Here is a 20122-nt window from a genome sequence, read left to right as displayed (position 1 = left end):
CGAAAAAGGTCGGCCCCGGAAGCCGGACGCTGCCTTACGGCGCAGCTACGCCCTGCGTTTTCGCGCTATACGACGTGTAGAAGCTGGCACCTGCCCACGCGGGTGCGGTGTCGGTGTACAGCGCCGGGCCTTGGGTAAAGTTCGCGCCGCTGTGCCAATCGCCGGTTCCGGTGTACTTGGCGACCGCCGGATACGGATAGACAGGGCGCGATGCGGTCACCTTGTTGGCCGAGTCGGTCTGATAAGTCATGACGGCGTTCGGCGCCGTTCCCTGCTCCGCCCAACCCGTGATCTGCGAAATCAGATCGATGTTGGGGAAGCCCTCGCCGCCGCCGCAATGCGCCACACCCGGGACCAGATACAGGCGCGAGAATTCATTCGCGCTCGACTCGCCCATCGTGTTTTGCACGGCCTGATAGTAGGCGATCGTGAAGAGCGGCGAGATATGCTGATCCGCCCAACCGTGCCAGAGAATCAGCTTTCCGCCAGCATTCTTGAACGCCGACAAGTCCGGGCTGGTCGCGTCGTTGAGCGCGTGGTTGGCCTGCAGGTAGTTGGGATAGAAGCTCGCGTCGTGATAGCCGAACGTGTCGACGGTCGGCATGGTCGGCGAGCCGGTAAAGATCAGGTTGTACGCGCCCGATACGATCAGGTAGCTGAACAGACTCGTGACAGGCACCGGGGCGTCCGTCGAGTTCGACGTCGGCACTTCCACGCCGATCCAGTTCGCTTCGGAGCCGTATTGCGGCGATCCGGCCAGCATGCGCACGCCCGTCGCAGTGTCGGTCGGTCCGCTGTAGATCTTGGTGGCGGTGGCGACTTCGGCAGCGGTCAGACAGTTGCTCGTGCTTGAGGCGTTGGCCGCGCACTGGATCGTTGCCGGATCGAAATGACAGGTGCGCGGATCTGCCAGCAAGCCGTCGGGCACGCCCGCCTGACCGCCGCAAGCCGCGACGACAGCCTGGTGAAGCAGCGTGGCTTTGTCGGCGTACAACACAGCCTGACCGCTGCTCGTACCCGTCGTGCTGTTCGATTCGACGCTCCAGCCGTGATAAAGCGAGTTCTGGATCTGGAAGTGTGCAGCGGGCGCGCCGGCGACGATACCGTTGTAGTCCTTCGGGTAGCGCTGCGCGGCCATCAGGGCTTCGCGGCCCCCGTCGGAACAGCCTACGAAATACGAATACTTCTGCGCTTGCCCGTAGTAGGCCTGGATCAACTTCTTCGCCGCGAGCGTGGTGATGTGCTGGCCGCGATAGGCGAAGTCGGCTTGCTGCTGCGGATCCGTGGTCCATGCCGAGCTCGGTCCCGAGTGACCCATGTCGGTCGCGGCCGTCACGAAGCCGGCTTCCTGAACGAGCGGGCAGGTGTAGCTGAAGCTGAACGACGTTTGCTGCGTCGGATCGCTCAGATTGCCGCACAAGCCGCCGCAGCCGAGCGCCGCGAAACGTTGCGTCCACGAGCTGACCGGCAAGGCGACTTCGAACGTATTCGAAGGTGCAAGCGTTCCTTTCACCGTGCAGAAATTGACGCTGACGCCGTTGACGGTTGCGGCGGTGACGGTCGCCGAGGTGATCGAACTTCCGGCTCCGCCGATGTCGGTTATATCGATCGCGGCCAGTTTGGAACAATCGACCACTGGCTTCACGACGGCCAAAGGCGTGTTCGACGGCGTGCTGCTGCCGCCGTCGCTACCGCACGCAGCGACGATCGTGGCCGTCATGCAAATGGCAAACAGTGTCAGCAGCGAGGTCGCCCACGCGGGCACTCGCACAAGCAACGAAACAGGATACGGGACTCTCATCTTTGTCTCCTTCTCATGATTCTTTTCGAACGTTTAGATAACGACGACCTCCAGCAGGCAAGGAGCGCAACTGGCTCCCGCCAACCGGCTCAAGGTTTAGAAGCGGTGAATAATGCCGACGCCGCCTGCGAACATGCTGCGCGATGCCGACGGTGCGCTTTGGAAGCCGTCGCCGATCGACGCGTTGGCAGCCGTCTGATTGCCGTTTGCCAACAACGTCCGGCCGTTCGCGCGCTGAAATGCCTCAAGCGCGTACAGACCCGTGCGCTTCGACAGCGAGTAGTACTGGGACAAGGTGAACTGGTGGTACGACGCTGCGTCGTTGATGCCGTTCGCCTTGCTTGCCCACGTGTAGCTGTAGCCAGCGCCGAAGTCCCACGTCGGGGATGCCTTCCAGTGCAGCACGGTGCCAGCCGTGTTGAAGACCGCTTCGCTCGCGAAGCCGGAATTCACGCCCGGGATGTACTGAACGTTCGTGTAGGTCGCCGTGATGTCCCACGCGCTGTTGAATGTGTAGCCACCGCCGACCGCGAAGCGCTGTTGCGCTTGCGCACGTTGGTAACCAGCCGTGATCGCCGACACGCCAGCCTGACCGCCGCCCGTCGTGCTCGTCGGGTCGTTGACGGTCGTCGATGCGCCGCTATAGATACCACCGCCGTTGGCTGCGTTGTTGATACGCGAGAACGCCACCGCCAGGCCGATCGGGCCTGCCGTGTATCGCGCGCCGGTCGCCCACGTCGAGCCCTGGTACACGCTGCCCGGGACGCCCGCGAACGAGTACGAACCGCTCAGCGTCAGGCCGTAAAGCACCGGCGACGTGTAGACGATGGAGTTGTTTGCGCGGTAGATCGTGTCGAGACCATCCAGATCGCCCGGGTGCGCGCCGTAGTAGCCCGTCAGCCAGTTGGTCGGGCTGTACGGCGACATGATGGTGTAGTACGACGCGTACTGGCGACCTGCGGAAACCGTACCGTAGGCGGCGTTCGTCACGCCGACCCACGATTGACGCGCGAACAGCGCGTTGGTGAACTGACCCGAACCCGAGTTGGTATCGAAGCCCGACTCCAACTGGAAGATGGCCTTGGTGCCGCCGCCCAGATCTTCGGAACCCTTCAGGCCGAAGCGGCTACCCGCCCAGACGCCCGAACCGGTCTTGACGTTCGAACGGCCCGGATTGGTCTTAGCCAAGTTCGTCTGACTGCTTTGGTAGACGATCGAATCGTCGACGATACCGTAGAGCGTCACGCTGCTCTGTGCGAACGCTGGACTCGCGATGACCGCGGCACCCGCCACTACACCTGCACTCATGCGCTTAAGTTGACGTTTCACTTTTTCGATTCCCTTGTCGGTTGAAGTCGGTCTGCTACGCGCTCGTGAATAGCGCGTCTGAATCCACGTGGTCTCCCCACGAGCGATACGACGGCGGATGCGTTGCTTGCGGATCAGAACGTACTCCGACGCTGCGGCCGAGAAAGATCGGGTTAACCATTTAAGGTCGTTGGGGGAAGGCTTCAGATGTTTCCGCCAGGAGGCTTGAAACTTAGTCTTTATGGGAGTCTGCGGCCTTTTAAGCGGCGGCATCGCCGTGATCGTCGGCGAAATAAGCTGGCTATCCGATAACTAGATTAGATGGCAAAAGGAACATTTTTGAATTGAACAAGCGAAGCCGGTCGCGCAGGCAGAACGGCTCTTGAGTCTTGCCGGAAGGTTCACTTGACGAGGGAGATTCGCCGCCTAATCGACGCTGCCGAGCGTGTTTAGACGCTGGCAACGAGCTTGGCGTTTCGGGTGGGAATTCAGGCGTTGCTTCAGAGAGCGAGTTCGAAAACCGTATCAAGCGTCTGTCAGGAAATCCGGATGGCGCGTGCGGATTTGATCGACCTGGCTCAACGTACCCGAGAGATGTTTGCGCAACGCCGCCTGCGCGGCGTCGGCGTCGCCACTTTCGATAGCGTCGACAATGGCGGTGTGATCGCGCACCACGGCCAACGTCTTGCCCTTGACGGGCAAATGCAGGTGCCGCAGCCGGTCGATATGGCCGCTTAGTTGGCGCACCAGATCCCAGAGTTGCGGCACGCCTGCCGCGTCGTACATCTGACGATGAAAGGTCTGATCCAGCAGAGCAAACTGCTCATAAGTCTTCAAATCGCGCACCGCCCTTTGCGCGGCGATCGTCGCGCGCAACTGGCCAATAAGCGCGTCGTCGCGCTGCTCCGCGAGCGTGCGCACGATTTCCAGTTCGATCGAGCGGCGCAGGAAGTGCGCCTGCAACGCGGAAGTCACGTCGATCCGGCTGACGACGGTGGCGTGCTGCGGGAATATGTCGACCAGACCCTCCGCTCCGAGCTTCATCAGCGCGTCGCGCACGGGTGTCTGACTGAGGCCGTACCGGGTCGCCAGATCGGCGCGTGAGAGCACCGTTCCGGGCGCCAGTTCCAACGACAAAATCATTTCGCGCAGGCGCTCGAATACTTGCGGTGCGGCATGCCGGGACCGGTCGAGCCGGGTCGCCCTCGACGGGGAATCGCTGATTTTCATGGCAGGACCAAAACGAGGTGGGCTGGCATAGGCGCCGCTTTTACCCACTGAAATATTAGTACTATAGCCGAGCCCCGCATGCACACGAGCGTGGGGAAGTGAGTAATTTTCCCACTGACGCACTAATACATTAGTGCTTTACAATGAGCCGATTCGCTTCGAACTCTTCCTTTTCCGGAATGCTGCCATGACTCGCGACATCACCGTCACCCAGATGAGAATCACGCCGATCGCCTTCCGCGACGGCCCTTTGCTCAACGCTGCGGGCATCCATGAGCCTTGGGCGCTGCGCGCGATCGTCGAACTGGAGACGAGCGATGGCCGCGTCGGCATCTCGGAGACCTATGGTGACGAGCCGATGTTGCGCGTCCTCGAACAGGCGAAGCCGCTGGTGATCGGTCTGTCGCCGTTCGACCTCAACTTAATGGAAGAGCGCGTACGCACGGCAATCAGGCCAAGTGTCGGCGCGGTCGAATTCGAGCTTGCGCCGGGTTCGCACTCGGCGAAGAACGCGCCGAAAGTCATCAGCACGCTTGAAGTCGCGATGCTCGATTTGCAAGGGCAAGTCGTCGGCGCGCCGATAGTCGATCTGCTCGGCGGCAAGGTTCGCGACGCCGTGCCTTATAGCGCTTATCTGTTTTTCAAGTACGCCGAGCATGTAGACAAGCCGTATGCACCCGATGCCTGGAGCGAAGGACTGAGCGCGGAGCAAATCGTCGCGCAGGCGCGGCGGATGATCGGCCTTTATGGTTTCCAGAGCATCAAACTCAAGGGCGGCGTGTTCGAGCCGGCGCACGAAATTGCGTGCATGCGTGCGCTGCATGAGGCGTTCCCCGGCCTGCCGCTGCGCCTCGACCCGAACGCCAACTGGACACTCGAAACGAGCATCGCGGCCGCACCCGAACTCGACGAACTACTCGAATACTACGAAGACCCATGTCCAGGATTAGCAGGCATGGCCGAGCTGGCGAAGCACACGCGCCTGCCGCTCGCGACCAACATGGTCATCACCACCATGGACGATTTCCGGCGCGGCGCGGAGATCGGATCGGTCAAGGTGTTGCTGTCCGATCACCACTACTGGGGCGGTCTGCGCGCGACGCAAACGCTCGCGCGCATGTGCAGGCTGTGGGATCTGGGCATGTCGATGCACTCCAATTCGCACCTCGGCATCAGCCTGATGGCGATGACCCACGTCGCCGCGAGCATCCCCAACCTGACCTACGCGTGCGATACGCATTACCCGTGGCAGGAAGAAGAAGTCATCAAGGGCGGCCGCGTGCGCTTCGAGAACGGCGCGATTCGCGTGCCGACCGCGCCGGGCTTGGGCGTCGAACTCGACCGCGACCGGCTAGCCGAACTCCACGTTCAGTATCTGTCGTGCGGCGTGCGTAATCGCGATGACCTGACGCAGATGCAGAAGTACGATTCGAGTTTCAGCGGCAAGAATCCGCGTTTCTAAGCGGCAAGCTAGATCGCGCCGTGGTTTTCCAGCCCGGCGCTGATAAGCTCGTTCTGACATTCGATCAGCGCCGGATGGTGTATGTCGCCGATAGGCAGATGCCTGTTGACGATCGGAACCCAGCTTTTCCCCGCGGGCTTACCCGCGTCGCGCGTCGCCTCGATTCGGCTCACGCCCTCGATGCGCAAAAGCCCGAGCACGGCGCATTCGACACACTCTTCACTGACGCGCACGACACCGCCGTAGACCGAGGTCAAGTGCCGGTGGATACGGCGGAAATTGCGCAATTGCCTGTTTCGAGCGATATCCACCTGTCCGCCGACCGATCTCGGAAGCCCGTCCACCGTCGAAAGATTGGTTTCCTGGCAGATAAAGTTGCCCGTTATCTCCCTGATGCGCAGTGGAAATTTTCCTTGCGGGAAGGCATCGCCGAATACGGTCAGATTCCCGTCCACGTAGTAGTCCCCGCTTTCGAGCCTCGTGTAGTTTTGCACGCCCCAGCGCGACAACCACGCCTCGGGCGTCAGGTAGGACGGCTCGGTATCTTCTGCGCTCTCGGCCGGAAGCTGGCCTTTGAGGATGTGAGGGCCGGGACATTCGTTAAGGAACGCATCGGGAATCGTATTTGCCCAGTCGGCCTGATCGTAGCGCGCGGGACCGGACAACGCGCCGAAGCCGTCCGTGAGCGCTGTCGCGAGATAAGCGCCGAGTGAGCGCCTCGGAATGCTGTGCACGGCCGTATCGGTGGTCCATCGTTCGAGAATCTTCGCGACAGGCGACGTCATGCCATGTTTCGCGGCCCATTCCATGGCCGCCTGATGAACGTAGGCGGTTTCGAGGCGAGGCGCGTTCGCGATTCTGCTCGCCGTGAGATACGGGACATATAACCAATGCTGCAGCGTCGCTTCGAGCGACATCGCGAACAGGTCGAACCGGTAATGCGCCTTGCCGCACGCCATGAGAAATTCGGTCGCGACCCGGCGGGCATCTTCAACCGAAGAGCAGTACGGTGCAAATCGCTCGGCGACGTGATCGCGACCGCCCGTCACGATGAAGACGCCCCATTCACCCTGGTCCTTGCGGAACCGGATCGACTTGTAGAAGTAAAACCGGGGCGGGCCCTGGAACGTCGAACTCAGCGCGTTATCGGTGTCGATCTCGGGCGCCGCCATGAGACCGCCCGTCGATACGCCTGGCAGCAATGCCGGGTCTCGCGAACCGTCTTGAGCGTCCCTGTCGGTATTGAAGGCAAGAATCGTTGCCGGTTCGTCGACGCGCCGCTGAACGGCGTACCAGTAGTTTTCGATTGCGCTCACAGGGTTTCCCGGGAATGCAGGCCAGGCAACCCGGCGAACGGTGGTCCTGCTCAAGGGGCTGCGGCCTGACGTGTTCATCAAGGCGGACCCATTTTAGCGGTTTCCGGCAAAGCCTTCGGAAAGCCGGTTCGTCGTGTGAACGGCCGATAGCCACGGACGGTTTCGGCTTGCGGCATATCATGGCCGAACCCGCGGCCGACGCGCGCGCCGCAAAGACCAGCCGCCGCCGCTCGCGCCTAACGTCGCCGACAGCATCGTTCGATCGAGCGCGCCTTCCCGGTTCGACACGACCATCGTCGCCACGCTATTGCCCACGAAATTGGTCAACGCGCGGCATTTGGACATGAACCGGTCGATGCCGAGAATCAGCACCATCGCGCCGCCATCCATCGGTTTTCCCGAAGTGAACACATTAAAAATACGAGTTTTGTGACGCGAAGCGCTCAGCTACATTGGTGACTCGTGAAGGCTTATTGAAAGCTTGTTCTTGATCACCTTCGGAGTGTCCAGTTATGGCAAGCGTTGCGCATGTGTTGAAGTCCAAGACCGATCGTTCGTTCTATACCATCGATGCCGCCGCCAGCGTGTTCGACGCTATCGGCCTGATGTCGCGTATGCGGATCGGCGCGCTGGTGGTGACGCGCGGCGTCGACGTGTGCGGCATGGTGACGGAGCGCGACTACGCAAGGAAGGTCATTCTCCAGGACCGGTCGTCGAGAAACACGCCGGTAGCCGACATCATGTCGACCGCGGTGCGTTACGTGCGCTCCACGCAGACATCGGATGATTGCATGGCGTTGATGACCGAACACCGCATCCGCCATCTGCCGGTGATCGATGGCGGGGTGCTGGTCGGACTCGTTTCCATTGGCGACCTGGTAAAGAATCTGATCGAAGAGCAGCAGTTCGAAATCGATCAGCTTGAAGTGTATGTACGCGGCGGCAGCGCGGAAACGGCGCGCACAGCGGTGCTCGCGTGAAAAGTGACCGACCTTCACTTCGGAGCCGACTGCCATGCGAGGCGCGAACACGCTCGACCTTCATCTTGAGACGAACGCCCATTCGGATAAATTCCGCAAGGGCTTCTCGACCCGGCTCGACATGACCATCAAGCGCGCGAAGACGACGTCGCGCCTGGTGGCGTCGTACCTCGGCGTCAAGGAGCGCGACGTGAATTTCTGGCGCGCCGGGATCACGCTGCCGCACGGCGCGCAGTGCCGGCGCTTGTCGCAGTTCTTGTCGATCGATGTGGCGTGGCTCTGCGTGGCGCCGCCAGCAGCGTTGCGCTTCTAATCCATAACACTCGCCCGGCGCGCGGCTTCCTGCACGCCCCGCACGGCCGCCGCAACGATAAGGCCGGTGGAGACCATGCCAAGCAGACCCAGCAATACCGCGTCGATGCGGCCGAGCGTCGAGGTCGGGACGACGTCGCCATAGCCGATGGTCAGCGCAGTAATCGCGCAAAAGTACAGGGTTTCGCCGAGCGGCGAAGGCGTTCGCTTCGCCGTCTCCACGGGGTCGCCGACGTAGCACATGATGATCGTCAGCAACACGAACAGCACGAGAAGTCCAGCGAGGATCGAGCGCAGATACCAAAGCGTTCTGCACGATTCCCGCAAGATATCGCGCGCCCGGATGCGGACGACCGCGTCGTTCGTCGTATTGTTCATCGCCATGCACCTCCTTGATATGTCATCGCGCGGGGCGGCGTCGCTCGAAAATCTGCAGCATCAGACAGGCGTAGACCGTGACGGCAAGAAATAGCCCCATACGGACCGCGAACGCCGTATAGACGTCCTTGCCCGCCGCGCTGTCCTGCACCGATTGCCCGAGCAGAATGATCATCGTGACCAGAGTGTTCAGCCAGAAGCCCGGCGAGAAACGCGTCGGGCTGATGCGATAGAGCTTGCGCGCCACCACGAGACCGAACAGCAGCATCCACAGATAGAACATCCACAGCCCGACGAAAAGCCTCAGCGCAAACCAGAAGACGATCGCCAGCACGCCGCCCAGTAACGTGGAACCGATCAGATCGCGCGCCGCGCCGCGCGCGGTCGTGGTGCAGCTTTGTCTGCCGAGACTGACCGACTTCATGACGATCGGCATGTAGCTGGCGGGATCGGCGATGGCAAGCAGATAGGCCGGCATGACGACGAGCGCGGCGCGTAGTGCGATGCGCGCGGCCTGATCGGCGGGAACGAGCCGCGTGGCCGCCTTTGGCTGCGTGCCGACGGGTTCCGGAAAGAACCGGTGAGCGAGTGCAGAGACCAGCATCGCCAGCAACAAGCCCTTCACCAACGCGCCGACGACCGTCACGGCCAGCTGGAAGTCAGCCGTTCCCGCGGCGGAAATCATCGTCAACCCGGCGACGAGAAAGGTCGAGACGAGATTATTCCCGCCACGCAATCCGAAGCGAAATGCGAAGAAAAGCATGAGGCCGACGAGCAGCACGCCAGCGAACGCGTAGTGGCGCAGCAACGGGACAAGGAGCAGCCCGCTACCCGTCGTCAGCGCCACGACCAGCGCGAAAGCGACGCTGGCCTTGAACGACAGCGGCCGGTTCTGCGTCGCGAGAAGAAAGACGGCGAACACCGGCGCGACGACGGGCACCGCCAGATCCAGCGCGAAGCTGATCGCGAGGCAAAGCGCCGTCCCTGTTGCGACGCGTAGCGCGCGGCGGCCGAGAAGCGGGAGCCTGTCATCCATACAAGCGGCCGATAGTCATTCAGTAAAGATAGGAAACCCAGCTCATCGCGCGCAGAAACAGGCGGCCCGGCGCATTGAGCGGACTCGCCGGATCCGGAAACGCCATCACCTCGGCCTGACCGCCGACGCGTACGTTGGACAGGCGCGCCCGTTCGTCCGGTTCGAACTCGACGATCGCAGGAAAGCGCTGCGCGGGCCGAAGCCAGTCGCGGCTGTTCTGCACGGTGGGCAGCGCGCCGGGCGGCGTGCTCGGTCCTACGCTCACGCCGTATCCGATACTGCGCAGCCGTCCCTTGAACACTTCGCCCGGAAGCGCGTCCAGCACGATCGCCACGGGCGTGCCGGGCCGCAGATGCCCCAGATTGTTTTCGGTCATGTCCGCGCTGACCCAGACATCGCGGATCGCGATCAATGTCAACACGGGGTTCCCGGCCGCCGCGAACTGGCCGACCTCGGTACGCAGATCCGTGATGACGCCACCCGAGCGCGCCTTGATGCGCGTACTGGCAAGATCGAGCTCCGCCTTTTCGAGTACCGCCAGAGCAGCCCGCAACTGGGCGTTATCGGCATCGTGACCGCCTTGCTGCTCGCGCGCCCGCTCCACTTCGGCACGCGCCGCCGCGACCTGGCTCCGCGCCTGTTCGTGCGTCGCCCGCGCCACTTCGAGACGACGCAGCGAGACGGTGCCTTCATCGTCGCTATAAAGCCTTTCAAGACGGTCGCTGTCCTGGCGCGCCTTGACTTCATTCGCGATAGCCGCGCGCAAGGACGCGAGCGCCGAATCGATCCCGGCGCTGCCCGCGCCGATCTGCCTGCGCGTGGAGTCGAGGTCGGCCCGCGCGCGATCGACGGCGATCCGGTACGGCTCGCTATCGACCTCGAAGAGCAGGTCGCCCGCACTGACTTCCTGATTGTTGTGAACGAGGACGCGCGTCACGCGCCCGGAGGTTTCCGCCGCCACCGATACGACGTAGGCCTGAACCCGAGCCTGTTGCGTATAAGGCGTAAAGCGATCGGCAAGCAGATACCAGATCAGGCTGACCGCGATCGCGACGACGACCCACTTCACCGCCTTGCCCGAGGGATCGGCGGGGGACGGTCGAGCGTCCGGCGACGCGGCGGCGGGTTCGGGCTTGTCGCTCATCGGGACGCACCTTCAGATGCGCCGCTAGCGGCGGAGGGCGCATTCGACTCGTCGATCAAATCGCCCCAGTCGGTGCGTTGCTGCATCTGCTGGCGCGTTGCTGCATCGATCAGCGGCTGCGCCGAGTACCAGCCTCCGCCAAGCGCTTTATAGAGCGCAATCAGACTGCCCACTGCGTTGCTGCGGTTGACGATGTACGCGTCCTGCTGCGCGAACAGCGCGCGCTGGGCATCGAGCACACGCTGGAAGTCCGAATACCCTTCCCTGTAGATCGTGTTCGCCAGCTTGAGCGAGCGCTGCGCGGCCTCCTGCGCGTCGTTCAGGACCGCGTCGCGTTGCAAGGCGGTGACGAGCGCCGTCGCGGCGTCGTCGGCCTCGCGCGCGGCCTGGCGCACGGTGTTCTGATAGGCGACCGTCAGTTGCTGCAACCGGGCGTCCTGAACGCGCACGTTGTTCGCGATCTTGCCGTGATCGAAGAGGTTCCACGTCACGCTCGGCCCACCGATCACGGCAAGCGTGCTCGCCGCGCCCGTCAGCGAACCGGCGCTCCAGACGAGCGAACCCAGCAAGGACACGGACGGATAAAAGTCCGCCTTCGCGACGCCGATCAGCGCCGATTGCGCCGCCATCTGCAATTCGGCCGCGCGCACATCGGGGCGGCGCAGCAGAAGATCTGCGGGGACGTCCTGCAGAACGGCCCGATCCACGAGCGGCACCACATTCTCCTTGCCCGGTTGCACATTCAATTCCGGTAATGGACCAGGCGGCCGTCCAAGCAACACGGCAAGCGCATGTTGCGCAAACACGATCTGGCTCTCGAAATCCGGGATGCTGCTCAACGTGCCGAGATACTGCGTTTTCGCCTGCTGCAGGTCGAGTTCGTCGGTGTCGCCGCTCTTGAAGAGCTTTTGCGCGATGTCGTAGCTGCGCTTTTGCAACTGCGCGTTCTCGCGAGCGATGCGCAGACGCGCCTCTGCCGTGCGGAGCGTGAAATACGTATCGGCGACCTGTGCGTGCAGCAGAACCAGCGCGTCATCGCGGTTGGCTTGCGCGGCGAAAAACGCCGCGTTCGCCGATTCGATCGCACGGCTGAAGCGGCCCCAGAAATCCAGCTCCCAGCCGATACCGAACCCCGCGCCGACCTGCCAGTAGCCGCCCGAGCGCGTATTGAATCCATCCGAGCGCCGGCCCGCCGAGTACAAGGCGTCGGCGCTCGCTTGCTGCACCTGCGGATAGCGGCCCGCGACCGCGATACCCAATTGCGCGCGCGCTTCGAGCACGCGCAGACCGGCAATCGTCACGTCGCCGTTGTTTGCATCGGCTTGGGCAATCAGCGCCTCCAGGTTTCGATCCGCGAAAACCCGCCACCATTGCTGAATGTCGGGCTGTGCGGCCTGCCGTGTCACTTCCTCGATGGACGCGCTGCGCCAGTGCTCGGTCCAGCTCTCCTGCTGCGGACGAAAGTCGGGACCGACACGCAGACAGCCGCTCAGACAGCCGACGACGACCGGCAGCCAGTAAAAGCGCGTATCGCGCCGGGCATCCCCGCCACGCATCAGACCGGCTGCTTTTCTTTCAAGCGCCCTTGTTTCCCGTGATCTTCTACCCATCGCCAGAACAGCTGGTAGCCGACTGCGAGCATGACGGGTCCGATAAACAAGCCGATAACGCCGCCCGTGACCATTCCCCCAAGCGCGCCGATCAGCACGACAGGCATGGGAACCGCGACGCCTCGACCCAGCAGCAGCGGCTTGAGCACATTGTCGGCAAGGCCCGCCACGAACACGTAGATGGAAAAGATGATCGTCATGGTGTTCGCGCCCGAGGTGACGATCACGAAGACGATCACAGGAACGGTAATGAGCGTGGCGGGCAACTGCATGATGCCGACCAGCAGCACCGCAAGCGCGAGCAAACCCGCGCCGGGCACGCCCATGACGACGAACGCAACGCCAATGAGCAGCATCTGGATGAACGCGATACCGACCACGCCTTGCGCGACCGCGCGAATGGTCGAGGTGCAAAGTTCGGTGATCTGCGGACCATTCTCTGGACCCGAGATGCGCGACGCGATCTTGACAGCGCTGGCGTGGCCTTTTTCTCCGTGCGCCATCAAGATCCCGGCCACGATCAACGCGACAAAGAAAACCAGCAGCCCGGCGCCGAGTCCGGTTACCGCGCCGAGCACGGCGAGACTGACGTCCTTGAGTTGGGGAGCGAATCGTTGAGCCACGCCCGTGAGATCGATCGAGGCCTGCTGCCAGAAATCGTAGACACGCTGGCCGACAATCGGCCAGGTGGACACCGACTCCGCTGGCGGCGGAATGCGAAAGCTGCCGCTTTTGAAGATCGCCATGCCGTGCTCGATCGAATCCGCCACCGCGACGCCCAGCAGATAAGTCGGCACGAGGATGACGCCAAAAGCCACGAGAATAATCAGCGTGGCGACCAAACCATCCTTGTTGGCGAGCCTGCGCCGCAGTGTCACTTGAAGCGGATACAGCGTGATCGCGAGGATCAGCGCCCACACCATGAGGTCCAGAAACGGGGCGAAAATCCGATAGCAAAAAACGGCCAGCACGGCAACGAGTCCGGCGCGGATCAGGACATCGAGCAGTTCCCGGGACAACACGCGTTCGGTAATCGGTGTGAGCAGCATCGCGTGTCTCCCGCAGGTCACCTGGAGGAACTGCCAGCGACAATCGAGCGCCAAGTCGATTGCCAGGAAAGTCAGCGCTCAAGAATGTCTTCTCGCGCGTCAACCCGTCCACGTTTAGCGAAGCCGACCGGCGACCGGCGTGGCTTGGCGTCCCCGCGCCTGCGAATCCGGCCTGTTGAAAATGCTCTATCTATCGCATCGATCGGAAATGCAACGGATCAAGGATATGCCCGATGCGCGGCGTCAGATATTGGACTTTGGCCCTATGTCGCGGATGCGAACGACCGGACGCTCCAACGTCCGGTTATTCAGAAGCATTGTTGCGGCAATGACGCTGGCCGGCGGATCGTTGCGGTCTTTTCGTTGGCGAGAGCAAATCGTGCAAGGCAATCCGCCGACAAAAAGAGGGACGCGCTCCACGAGTCCCGTTTCGTGTCGCCGGGATTCTGTGTCCGTCGAAGTTGGATCGAGGATACGAAATGAATGTGACGGCAATTGTAGTTACGCGTAGTGCATTGGGTGAGTCTGAAAGGCGCAAGGAGGACCGCATTAATCCGCTCGCGCAAGCTGAATCGCGCCATCTGCGATCCCTGCAAAGCGGCATCGGATATCCTCGCCTTAAACCCCGCGGCGCGAATGTTGCTCGTGCTACCTTCGTTGCCCGCACCTTGCGACTCATCCGAACTCATTCCTCTAACGGTTTCATCCTGATCCCTGCCCATGTCAATGATCGCCGGACTGTTCGCTTCACATTTCACACCGGTCGCCCTCGCCGTCCTGATCGCGGTCGTCGTCACGCTGATCGTCGTCCTGCTGGTCGCCAACTTCACGAGCGGTGAGAAGAAAGTCGAGCACAACATCGACCGCCTTTACCCGAGCGATCACCCCCAGTTCATCCGTTCGATGAGCACGCTGCTCGGGCCGCCTGTCGTGCAAGGCAACCGCTACGAAGTCTTGCTGAACGGCGACCAGATCTTTCCCGCGATGCTGGCCGGCATCCGCTCGGCTCGCGAGACCATCACGTTCGAGACGTTCATCTACTGGTCGGGCGCGATCGGCCAGGCCTTCGCGAGCGCGCTCGCCGACAAGGCGCGCGCCGGCGTCAAGGTCCACGTTCTGCTCGACTGGGTAGGATGCAAGAAAATGGACAAGCGTTATCTCGACGAACTACGGCAGGCCGGCGCCGAAGTCATCCAGTATCACAAGCCTCACTGGACCGGTCTCGGCCGCATGAACAACCGCACGCACCGCAAGCTTCTCGTGATCGACGGCCGCATTGGCTTCACCGGCGGCGTCGGGATCGCCGAGGAATGGACCGGTCGCGCGCAAGACCCCAAGCACTGGCGCGATACGCACTTCAGGCTAGAAGGGCCCGCCGTCGCTCACATGCAATCCGTGTTCATGGACAACTGGATCAAGGCAACCGGCGACGTCCTGCACGGTCCGGCCTACTTCCCGGAACTCGAAGCGCGCGGCGACGGCGCGGCCCACATGTTCGGCAGTTCGCCCACGAGCGGCAGCGACGACATGGAGCTCATGTACCTGATGGCCATCACCGCCGCGACGCATTCGATTTACCTGGCAAGCGCGTACTTCGTCCCGGACGGCCTCGCGATCAATGCCCTCGTCGAAGCCGCGCGGCGCGGCGTCAAAGTGCGCATCGTGACGCCCGGCAAGCGCATCGACACGCACACCGTGCGCGAGGCGTCTCGTGCTTGCTGGGGCGACTTGTTAAAGGCAGGCATCGAGATGTTCGAGTACCAGCCGACCATGTTCCACTGCAAGCTTCTCGTGGTGGATGATCTGCTCGTCTCGGTTGGCTCGACCAACTTCGACAGCCGCTCCTTCAAGCTCAATGACGAAGCCAACCTCAATATCTACGATCGCGCGTTCGCGCGCGAGCAGGCGGCCATTCTCGAAGGCGACATCGCGAAGTCCCAGCAAGTGACGCTCGACATGTGGCTCAACCGCCCTCTGACCGAAAAGCTGATCGACAAGTTCGTGTGGATGCTCGACTGGCAGCTCTGATGCGCGGGGCCGTCATGTCGCAAACGTTTGTGCGCATCCAAGGGGAAATACCCGGCAATAAATGCTTTCGATAGAGAAATCGTTCGGGTATCGTCGGTAGAAGTGACTTCAGACAAGAAAGTAAAAAGTGACCTTATTCGGGATTGTTTCCACTCGGATCGCTGTCGGAACGCGGGGACCAACGTTCAAGACACGCTTGCGCGACGCGATCTTAACGAGCGTATTCAGAAGCCGCGAAGGCGGTCGGTTCGCGCGGACGAGCCCGGCCGTTTTGACGCGCGGCCGGATGCCAAGCGAACATCAAGTGGCGCAACAACGCCACGCCGATGTCTTCTCAACGCCGCTTCTGATTTATACCGCCGACGAACTGGAGTACGCGATTGCGCGGGCTATCGAAGTTGAACGCCAGCATCGCGAGCCGTATCCGCGAGAGTGGGAATAGCGCGTTGCGCGGCTCGCACGACCTCGCTTAGCTCGACGCGCGTTCCTGCTCGCGATCGCTAAATGCGGGATCGGCGCCGTCGAGATTCGCCCGTCTCAACAAGGCCAGCACTTCGCGGGCCGCATTCTCCGCGTGCTCATGCAGGATGCGCGGCAGATCGTCTTGGTCTTTATCGGTCAGCGCCGCGAGAATGGCCTCGTTCTCGCTCGCAGATTCGGCCCAGCGCAGCGTGTCCGCATTCGCTGCGCCGCGCACGCGATGCACTTTCGCGATCAGCGTCGCATATACGCTCGCGAGCACGGGTTCGAAGCAGAAACAGGCATTCCAATTTACGACACCATCAGCACGGTGGTCTGGAAGTCGCTCCAACTCGGGAAAGGGCATTCAGGCGCCGCACGCGCATGCGCTCGCGCGTCCTCCAATGCCGCGAGCGCATCGCGGCATCGGGCGTATTTTTTTAGGCCGATGTCGGGCGAACACGCGACCGTGCATCGCGGCGCTTGCGAATGAACCACCATGCAAGCGCCAGAACGACGATCACAGCCAGAACCATCCCCGTACGCGCAAGCGGCACGAGCATCGAAGGCGCGCCGCCTGCCCGCAACGTCGCGACCTGATGTGACGTCACAGTCGCTCGCGGATTGCCGTAGGTCGCAAGCAGGTAATTGCCGAGCGTAGCAATCTGCTCGTCGGACAGCAGGCGGCCGAACGCGGGCATGAGGACATCCGATACATCCGCCTGACGATGCACGCCATCCAGCATCACCATCACGAGGTTATCGGTGTTGGTATGTCCAAGCGCGGTGTTATGAAACAACGACGGCAGGCCCGGACCGTCGATTCCCTCGCCCGCGCCCTGCCCGCGTGCCTGATGGCACGACGCGCAATACGCGTCGTAAAGCTGCGGTCCGCTCCACGTATTGGCATCGGTGGGAACCGGCTCGCCGCGAATCTGCGCGAAACCGCCGGTCGGACGTCCGTAGCCATAAGCCGGCGTCGTGTCGGCGGAATTGCCGACCGGCGGCGTCGTTTTCAAGTAGACGGCCATTGCCTTCAGGTCCGTGTCGTTGAGATGACGGAAACTGTTGTCCACCGCTTCGGCCATCGGACCCGCCGCCTGCGCCTTGCCGACCACATGGCCGCTGCGCAGGTAATCGGCGATTTCCGTTTCGCTCCAGCCGCCGATCCCGCTTGTTCGATCGGACGTGACGTTCGGCGCATACCACGTACCCACCGCGCCGCCGCTCAGTCCCAGCGAAGGTTTCTCGGCCATCAGCAAATTGCGCGGCGTGTGACAGGTGCTGCAGTGCGCGAGACCGTTCACGAGGTAAGCGCCGCGATTCCACTCGACCGATTTTGCCGGGTCCGGCACGAACGGCTTGCGGTCCAGAAAGAGCAAATTCCAGCCCATCATCGAGAGCCGGATGTTGAACGGGAACGGCAACGCGGTTTCCTTCGACGCAACCTCAACCGGCTTCACGCCGTGCATGAAATACGCGTAGAGCGCCTTCACGTCGTCGTCGCTGACTTGCGCGTAGGACGTGTACGGCATCGCGGGATAAAGATGCGCGCCATCCGAGCGAACGCCCTCGCGCAAGGCCGCCGAAAACTGATCGAGCGTGTAATTGCCGATACCGAAGCGTTTCGACGGCGTGATGTTCGTCGAGACGATCTTGCCGAGCGGCGTATCGAGCGGCAAGCCGCCTGCAAACGGCAAGCCTTTCGGCGCGCTGTGACACGCGACGCAATCGCCGGCGGTCGCGAGATACTGGCCACGGGCGAGCAGCGCGGCGTCGGCGTCGTCGGCGCGGGCAAGTGGGGCGAAGGCGCACGTCGCCAGGAGGAGAAGCGCGATACGGGTGACAAATGACATGCGCGTGCTCATCGGTTGGCGTGGATATGCTCGGCCGAACGCAGCGCGAGCGCGACAGCGGTCAGCGTGGAATTGACCGTCGCGGCGGTCGGCATCACGCCGGTGCTCGCGATGTAGAGATTCTCGTGATCGTGCGTGCGACCGTAACCGTCCACGACCGAAGTGTCCGCGTCCGCGCCCATGCTGACCGTGCCGGTGATGTGCTGGTTGTTGCTATAGACGCCGTCGGGCGAATATCGCAGATTCGTGCCGCCCATCAACGCGGCGATCCGCGTGTAGTCTTCGCGCGCGGCCAGCATGCCGCGATGCACGTAGTCGCTCATCGCGTAGTGGACCTCGGGCTTCGGTATACCCATTGCGTCCTTCTTGCCGCTGAGCACGACGCGGTTATTCGGATCGGGAAGAATCTCCAGCACGTTCTTCAGGCTGCACTGACGCGCCGCGTGATAACGAATCTGCTTGTCCAATTCAGCGCCGTACACGCCCTTCGCAATCAGCGCCTGCGTCACCGACAGCACCTGCGACGAGTTCGAAATGTCGATCCGGTACGCGGCGTGTTCGGAACGGAACGCGCCATCGCGCATGGCGTTGATCGACGATGGGCTCATCGGTCCGCGCCCCGGCCACAACTCCTCGTCGGCATCGAAAACGAGACCGTTGCTCGGGTGATCCATCAGGTTGCGACCCACCATGCCGGAACTGTTCGCCAGCCCGTTCTTGAACTTGTCGGAGGCGGACAGCAGCAACAGCTTCGGCGTTTCGATACCGTTCGCCGCGACTATAAAAGTCTTGCCCGTCACGCGATGGCTGTTCTTCGCGGGATCGAAGTAATGCACCGCCGCGATGCGCCCGCTGGCATCGTGCTCGATGCGATACACGACCGCATCCGGAATCAACTTGGCGCCCGCTGCCTCGGCGGCGTCGGCCGCGAGACCGCCGTGATACTGCGCGTCGATCGGGCAGATCGGCATGCAGTTGTTGTTGCCGCAGCAGGCCGGGCGGCCATCGTAGTTGCGGCTGTTGCGCGCGGTCGTGTTGGTGATCACCGAATAGCCGCCCGGTGCGAGCCGCTCACGGAAGCGCTGTTCCAGAAACGATTCCGCGACCGGCTGCATCGGGAACGGTTTCGTGCGCGGCGAGCCGTTATTGGGCGCGCCCGAGACGCCCATTTTGACTTCGGCTTCGTAGTAAAACGGTTCGAGGTCGTCGTAGGAAATGGGCCAGTCGCGACCGATGCCGTAAAGGCTTTGCATGCGCAAATCGTTCGGCAGAATGCGCCACGCCTGCGCCGCCCAGTGCCACGTCGTGCCGCCGACCATGCGGATATATTCGGCCTTGTACGGATACGGCCCGGCCTGCACGAGATACTCGTTATCGACGGGCTGGTAGACGGGATGCGGCGCCCACGCGCTCGGCGGATACGGCGACATGAAATCGTTCTTGCGCGGCGAATTGCGGAAGTTCGCCACGATGCGGCCGCGATCGTTACGCGATCCCGCTTCGAGAATGATGACGGACGCACCTTGCGACACGAGGCGATGCGCGGCGAGCGAACCCACGATCCCGGAGCCGATGACAACGACATCGGCCGACAACTGTTCGGACATTATTTTTCCTGCAGAGATTCGTTAAACCGCAGCCGGGTTGCGGCCCCAGCTTCCGTACGGACCGTAGGCATAGCTCGGCGGCTTCAGCCGGTCGGCGACCACGGTGAACATCAGGCTGGTTTCGTACGTGACGCAGCGCGCCGGCACACCGCTGCCTGCCGTGCCGACGTACCACGCGGTTGCGATCGTCGCGGGCAGCTTGGCGAACGGCGCGGCGGCGCTGTCGAGGTCGGCCTGAAGGCTCGCCGCGGTGGACGCGCGGGTCTTGATGAACGCCGCCAGATCGCGCAGGCGCGCGTCGAAGTCGGGCACCGCTGTCACGAGCGCCGAATGAAGCGCCCGCGCGGAAACCGGGTCCGGTGCGCGGCCGGTGAGCAAGCCCGACACCGCGACGAAATCGGCGAGCGGCGCGTTCGATGCGACATCGGTCGCTTTCGCCGAGGGAATGAAGGTCGAGACATAGCTCGCCATCAATGCAGTAAGCAACCGTCGGCGGGTCGCGTCCGGGGCAACTTCTTCTTGAGACATGGGGAAAAACTCTATTGT

General features: G+C 62.5%; 18 protein-coding genes and 1 pseudogene. 5 read left to right on the top strand and 14 right to left on the bottom strand.

All coding sequences use genetic code 11. The annotated features are described in order from the left end of the window. Positions 1–34: 34 nt before the first annotated feature. From AC3D25_RS20410 to AC3D25_RS20400, 3 genes are all read right to left on the bottom strand, one after another. Positions 35–1801, bottom strand: coding sequence for a tannase/feruloyl esterase family alpha/beta hydrolase (locus AC3D25_RS20410; protein ID WP_488890255.1), 1767 nt, complete (start codon positions 1799–1801; stop codon positions 35–37). A gap of 96 nt (positions 1802–1897) precedes the next feature. Further along, a complete protein-coding gene (locus AC3D25_RS20405) occupies positions 1898–3109 on the bottom strand; it encodes a porin (RefSeq protein WP_488890489.1) in 1212 nt (403 codons plus the stop codon). Between the two features lie 525 nt (positions 3110–3634). Next, positions 3635–4339 (bottom strand): GntR family transcriptional regulator, encoded by a 705-nt coding sequence (locus AC3D25_RS20400; RefSeq protein ID WP_488890488.1) that lies wholly within the window; start codon positions 4337–4339, stop codon positions 3635–3637. Positions 4340–4526: 187 nt separating this feature from the next. Here AC3D25_RS20400 and AC3D25_RS20395 point away from each other — a divergent pair, with 187 nt between their 5' ends. After that, on the top strand, positions 4527–5801 hold the full coding sequence (locus AC3D25_RS20395; protein ID WP_488890254.1) for a glucarate dehydratase family protein: 1275 nt from the start codon (positions 4527–4529) through the stop codon (positions 5799–5801). 8 nt (positions 5802–5809) lie between these two features. Here AC3D25_RS20395 and AC3D25_RS20390 read toward each other — a convergent pair whose 3' ends face one another. Together AC3D25_RS20390 and AC3D25_RS20385 are read right to left on the bottom strand one after the other, a co-directional pair. Continuing rightward, a complete protein-coding gene (locus AC3D25_RS20390) occupies positions 5810–7117 on the bottom strand; it encodes a hypothetical protein (protein ID WP_488890253.1) in 1308 nt (435 codons plus the stop codon). Between the two features lie 177 nt (positions 7118–7294). Beyond that, a pseudogene (locus AC3D25_RS20385) lies at positions 7295–7510 on the bottom strand (hypothetical protein); the annotation flags it as partial. Between the two features lie 119 nt (positions 7511–7629). On the opposite strand from AC3D25_RS20385, the gene AC3D25_RS20380 reads away from it, so the two are divergent. After that, positions 7630–8097 carry a CBS domain-containing protein gene (locus tag AC3D25_RS20380; protein ID WP_488890252.1) on the top strand — a complete coding sequence of 156 codons (468 nt, stop codon included), beginning with the start codon at positions 7630–7632 and terminating at the stop codon, positions 8095–8097. A 34-nt stretch (positions 8098–8131) separates the two neighbouring features. After that, a complete protein-coding gene (locus AC3D25_RS20375) occupies positions 8132–8410 on the top strand; it encodes an XRE family transcriptional regulator (RefSeq protein ID WP_488890251.1) in 279 nt (92 codons plus the stop codon). Here AC3D25_RS20375 and AC3D25_RS20370 read toward each other — a convergent pair. Genes AC3D25_RS20370 through AC3D25_RS20350 form a run of 5 tightly spaced genes read right to left on the bottom strand, consistent with a single transcriptional unit; the run spans position 8407 to position 13626 of the window. After that, positions 8407–8787, bottom strand: coding sequence for a potassium channel family protein (locus AC3D25_RS20370; protein ID WP_488890487.1), 381 nt, complete (start codon positions 8785–8787; stop codon positions 8407–8409). The two genes, AC3D25_RS20375 and AC3D25_RS20370, sit on opposite strands and share 4 nt — an antisense overlap. Positions 8788–8809: 22 nt before the next feature. Beyond that, entirely contained in the window at positions 8810–9823 is a 1014-nt protein-coding gene (locus AC3D25_RS20365; RefSeq protein WP_488890250.1) for a DUF2955 domain-containing protein, read from the bottom strand. Positions 9824–9842: 19 nt separating this feature from the next. After that, positions 9843–10967, bottom strand: coding sequence for an HlyD family secretion protein (locus AC3D25_RS20360; RefSeq protein ID WP_488890249.1), 1125 nt, complete (start codon positions 10965–10967; stop codon positions 9843–9845). Next, positions 10964–12523, bottom strand: a complete 1560-nt coding sequence (locus AC3D25_RS20355; protein ID WP_488890248.1) for a TolC family protein — start codon at positions 12521–12523, stop codon at positions 10964–10966. Before AC3D25_RS20355 ends, AC3D25_RS20360 begins: the two co-directional genes overlap by 4 nt. Continuing rightward, positions 12523–13626: an AI-2E family transporter gene (locus AC3D25_RS20350; RefSeq protein WP_488890247.1), complete on the bottom strand. Its 1104-nt coding sequence runs from the start codon at positions 13624–13626 to the stop codon at positions 12523–12525. The genes AC3D25_RS20355 and AC3D25_RS20350 overlap by 1 nt, the downstream gene beginning before the upstream one ends. A gap of 726 nt (positions 13627–14352) precedes the next feature. Between AC3D25_RS20350 and cls the strand changes: the two genes are divergently transcribed. Together cls and AC3D25_RS20340 are read left to right on the top strand one after the other, a co-directional pair. Continuing rightward, the gene (cls, locus tag AC3D25_RS20345) at positions 14353–15654 is read left to right on the top strand and encodes a cardiolipin synthase (RefSeq protein ID WP_488890486.1); all 1302 of its coding nucleotides are present in this window, start codon (positions 14353–14355) and stop codon (positions 15652–15654) included. Positions 15655–15940: 286 nt separating this feature from the next. After that, positions 15941–16096 (top strand): hypothetical protein, encoded by a 156-nt coding sequence (locus AC3D25_RS20340; protein ID WP_488890246.1) that lies wholly within the window; start codon positions 15941–15943, stop codon positions 16094–16096. Between the two features lie 27 nt (positions 16097–16123). Here the strand turns inward: AC3D25_RS20340 and AC3D25_RS20335 are convergent, their stop codons facing one another. The 4 genes from AC3D25_RS20335 to AC3D25_RS20320 all read right to left on the bottom strand — a co-directional run bounded on the left by AC3D25_RS20335 (position 16124) and on the right by AC3D25_RS20320 (position 20104). Further along, positions 16124–16396, bottom strand: coding sequence for a hypothetical protein (locus AC3D25_RS20335; protein ID WP_488890245.1), 273 nt, complete (start codon positions 16394–16396; stop codon positions 16124–16126). A 157-nt stretch (positions 16397–16553) separates the two neighbouring features. After that, positions 16554–17969, bottom strand: a complete 1416-nt coding sequence (locus AC3D25_RS20330) for a c-type cytochrome (RefSeq protein ID WP_488890244.1) — start codon at positions 17967–17969, stop codon at positions 16554–16556. 8 nt (positions 17970–17977) lie between these two features. Continuing rightward, the gene (locus AC3D25_RS20325) at positions 17978–19576 is read right to left on the bottom strand and encodes a GMC family oxidoreductase (protein ID WP_488890243.1); all 1599 of its coding nucleotides are present in this window, start codon (positions 19574–19576) and stop codon (positions 17978–17980) included. A gap of 21 nt (positions 19577–19597) precedes the next feature. Continuing rightward, positions 19598–20104, bottom strand: a complete 507-nt coding sequence (locus AC3D25_RS20320; RefSeq protein ID WP_488890242.1) for a sugar dehydrogenase complex small subunit — start codon at positions 20102–20104, stop codon at positions 19598–19600. Between the last annotated feature and the right edge of the window lie 18 nt (positions 20105–20122).

The sequence above is a fragment of the Caballeronia sp. SL1002 genome, assembly GCF_057814995.1.
This window is presented reverse-complemented; position numbering and strand designations above follow the sequence as displayed.

Coding starts and splice junctions, on each gene's coding strand:
- AC3D25_RS20360 (WP_488890249.1), bottom strand. CDS start 10,967: ATGAGCGACAAGCCCGAACCCGCCGCCGCGTCGCCGGACGCTCGACCG.
- AC3D25_RS20320 (WP_488890242.1), bottom strand. CDS start 20,104: ATGTCTCAAGAAGAAGTTGCCCCGGACGCGACCCGCCGACGGTTGCTT.
- AC3D25_RS20380 (WP_488890252.1), top strand. CDS start 7,630: ATGGCAAGCGTTGCGCATGTGTTGAAGTCCAAGACCGATCGTTCGTTC.
- AC3D25_RS20350 (WP_488890247.1), bottom strand. CDS start 13,626: ATGCTGCTCACACCGATTACCGAACGCGTGTTGTCCCGGGAACTGCTC.
- cls (WP_488890486.1), top strand. CDS start 14,353: ATGATCGCCGGACTGTTCGCTTCACATTTCACACCGGTCGCCCTCGCC.
- AC3D25_RS20330 (WP_488890244.1), bottom strand. CDS start 17,969: ATGTCATTTGTCACCCGTATCGCGCTTCTCCTCCTGGCGACGTGCGCC.
- AC3D25_RS20355 (WP_488890248.1), bottom strand. CDS start 12,523: ATGCGTGGCGGGGATGCCCGGCGCGATACGCGCTTTTACTGGCTGCCG.
- AC3D25_RS20340 (WP_488890246.1), top strand. CDS start 15,941: ATGCCAAGCGAACATCAAGTGGCGCAACAACGCCACGCCGATGTCTTC.
- AC3D25_RS20375 (WP_488890251.1), top strand. CDS start 8,132: ATGCGAGGCGCGAACACGCTCGACCTTCATCTTGAGACGAACGCCCAT.
- AC3D25_RS20405 (WP_488890489.1), bottom strand. CDS start 3,109: ATGAGTGCAGGTGTAGTGGCGGGTGCCGCGGTCATCGCGAGTCCAGCG.
- AC3D25_RS20325 (WP_488890243.1), bottom strand. CDS start 19,576: ATGTCCGAACAGTTGTCGGCCGATGTCGTTGTCATCGGCTCCGGGATC.
- AC3D25_RS20410 (WP_488890255.1), bottom strand. CDS start 1,801: ATGAGAGTCCCGTATCCTGTTTCGTTGCTTGTGCGAGTGCCCGCGTGG.
- AC3D25_RS20400 (WP_488890488.1), bottom strand. CDS start 4,339: ATGAAAATCAGCGATTCCCCGTCGAGGGCGACCCGGCTCGACCGGTCC.
- AC3D25_RS20370 (WP_488890487.1), bottom strand. CDS start 8,787: ATGAACAATACGACGAACGACGCGGTCGTCCGCATCCGGGCGCGCGAT.
- AC3D25_RS20365 (WP_488890250.1), bottom strand. CDS start 9,823: ATGGATGACAGGCTCCCGCTTCTCGGCCGCCGCGCGCTACGCGTCGCA.
- AC3D25_RS20395 (WP_488890254.1), top strand. CDS start 4,527: ATGACTCGCGACATCACCGTCACCCAGATGAGAATCACGCCGATCGCC.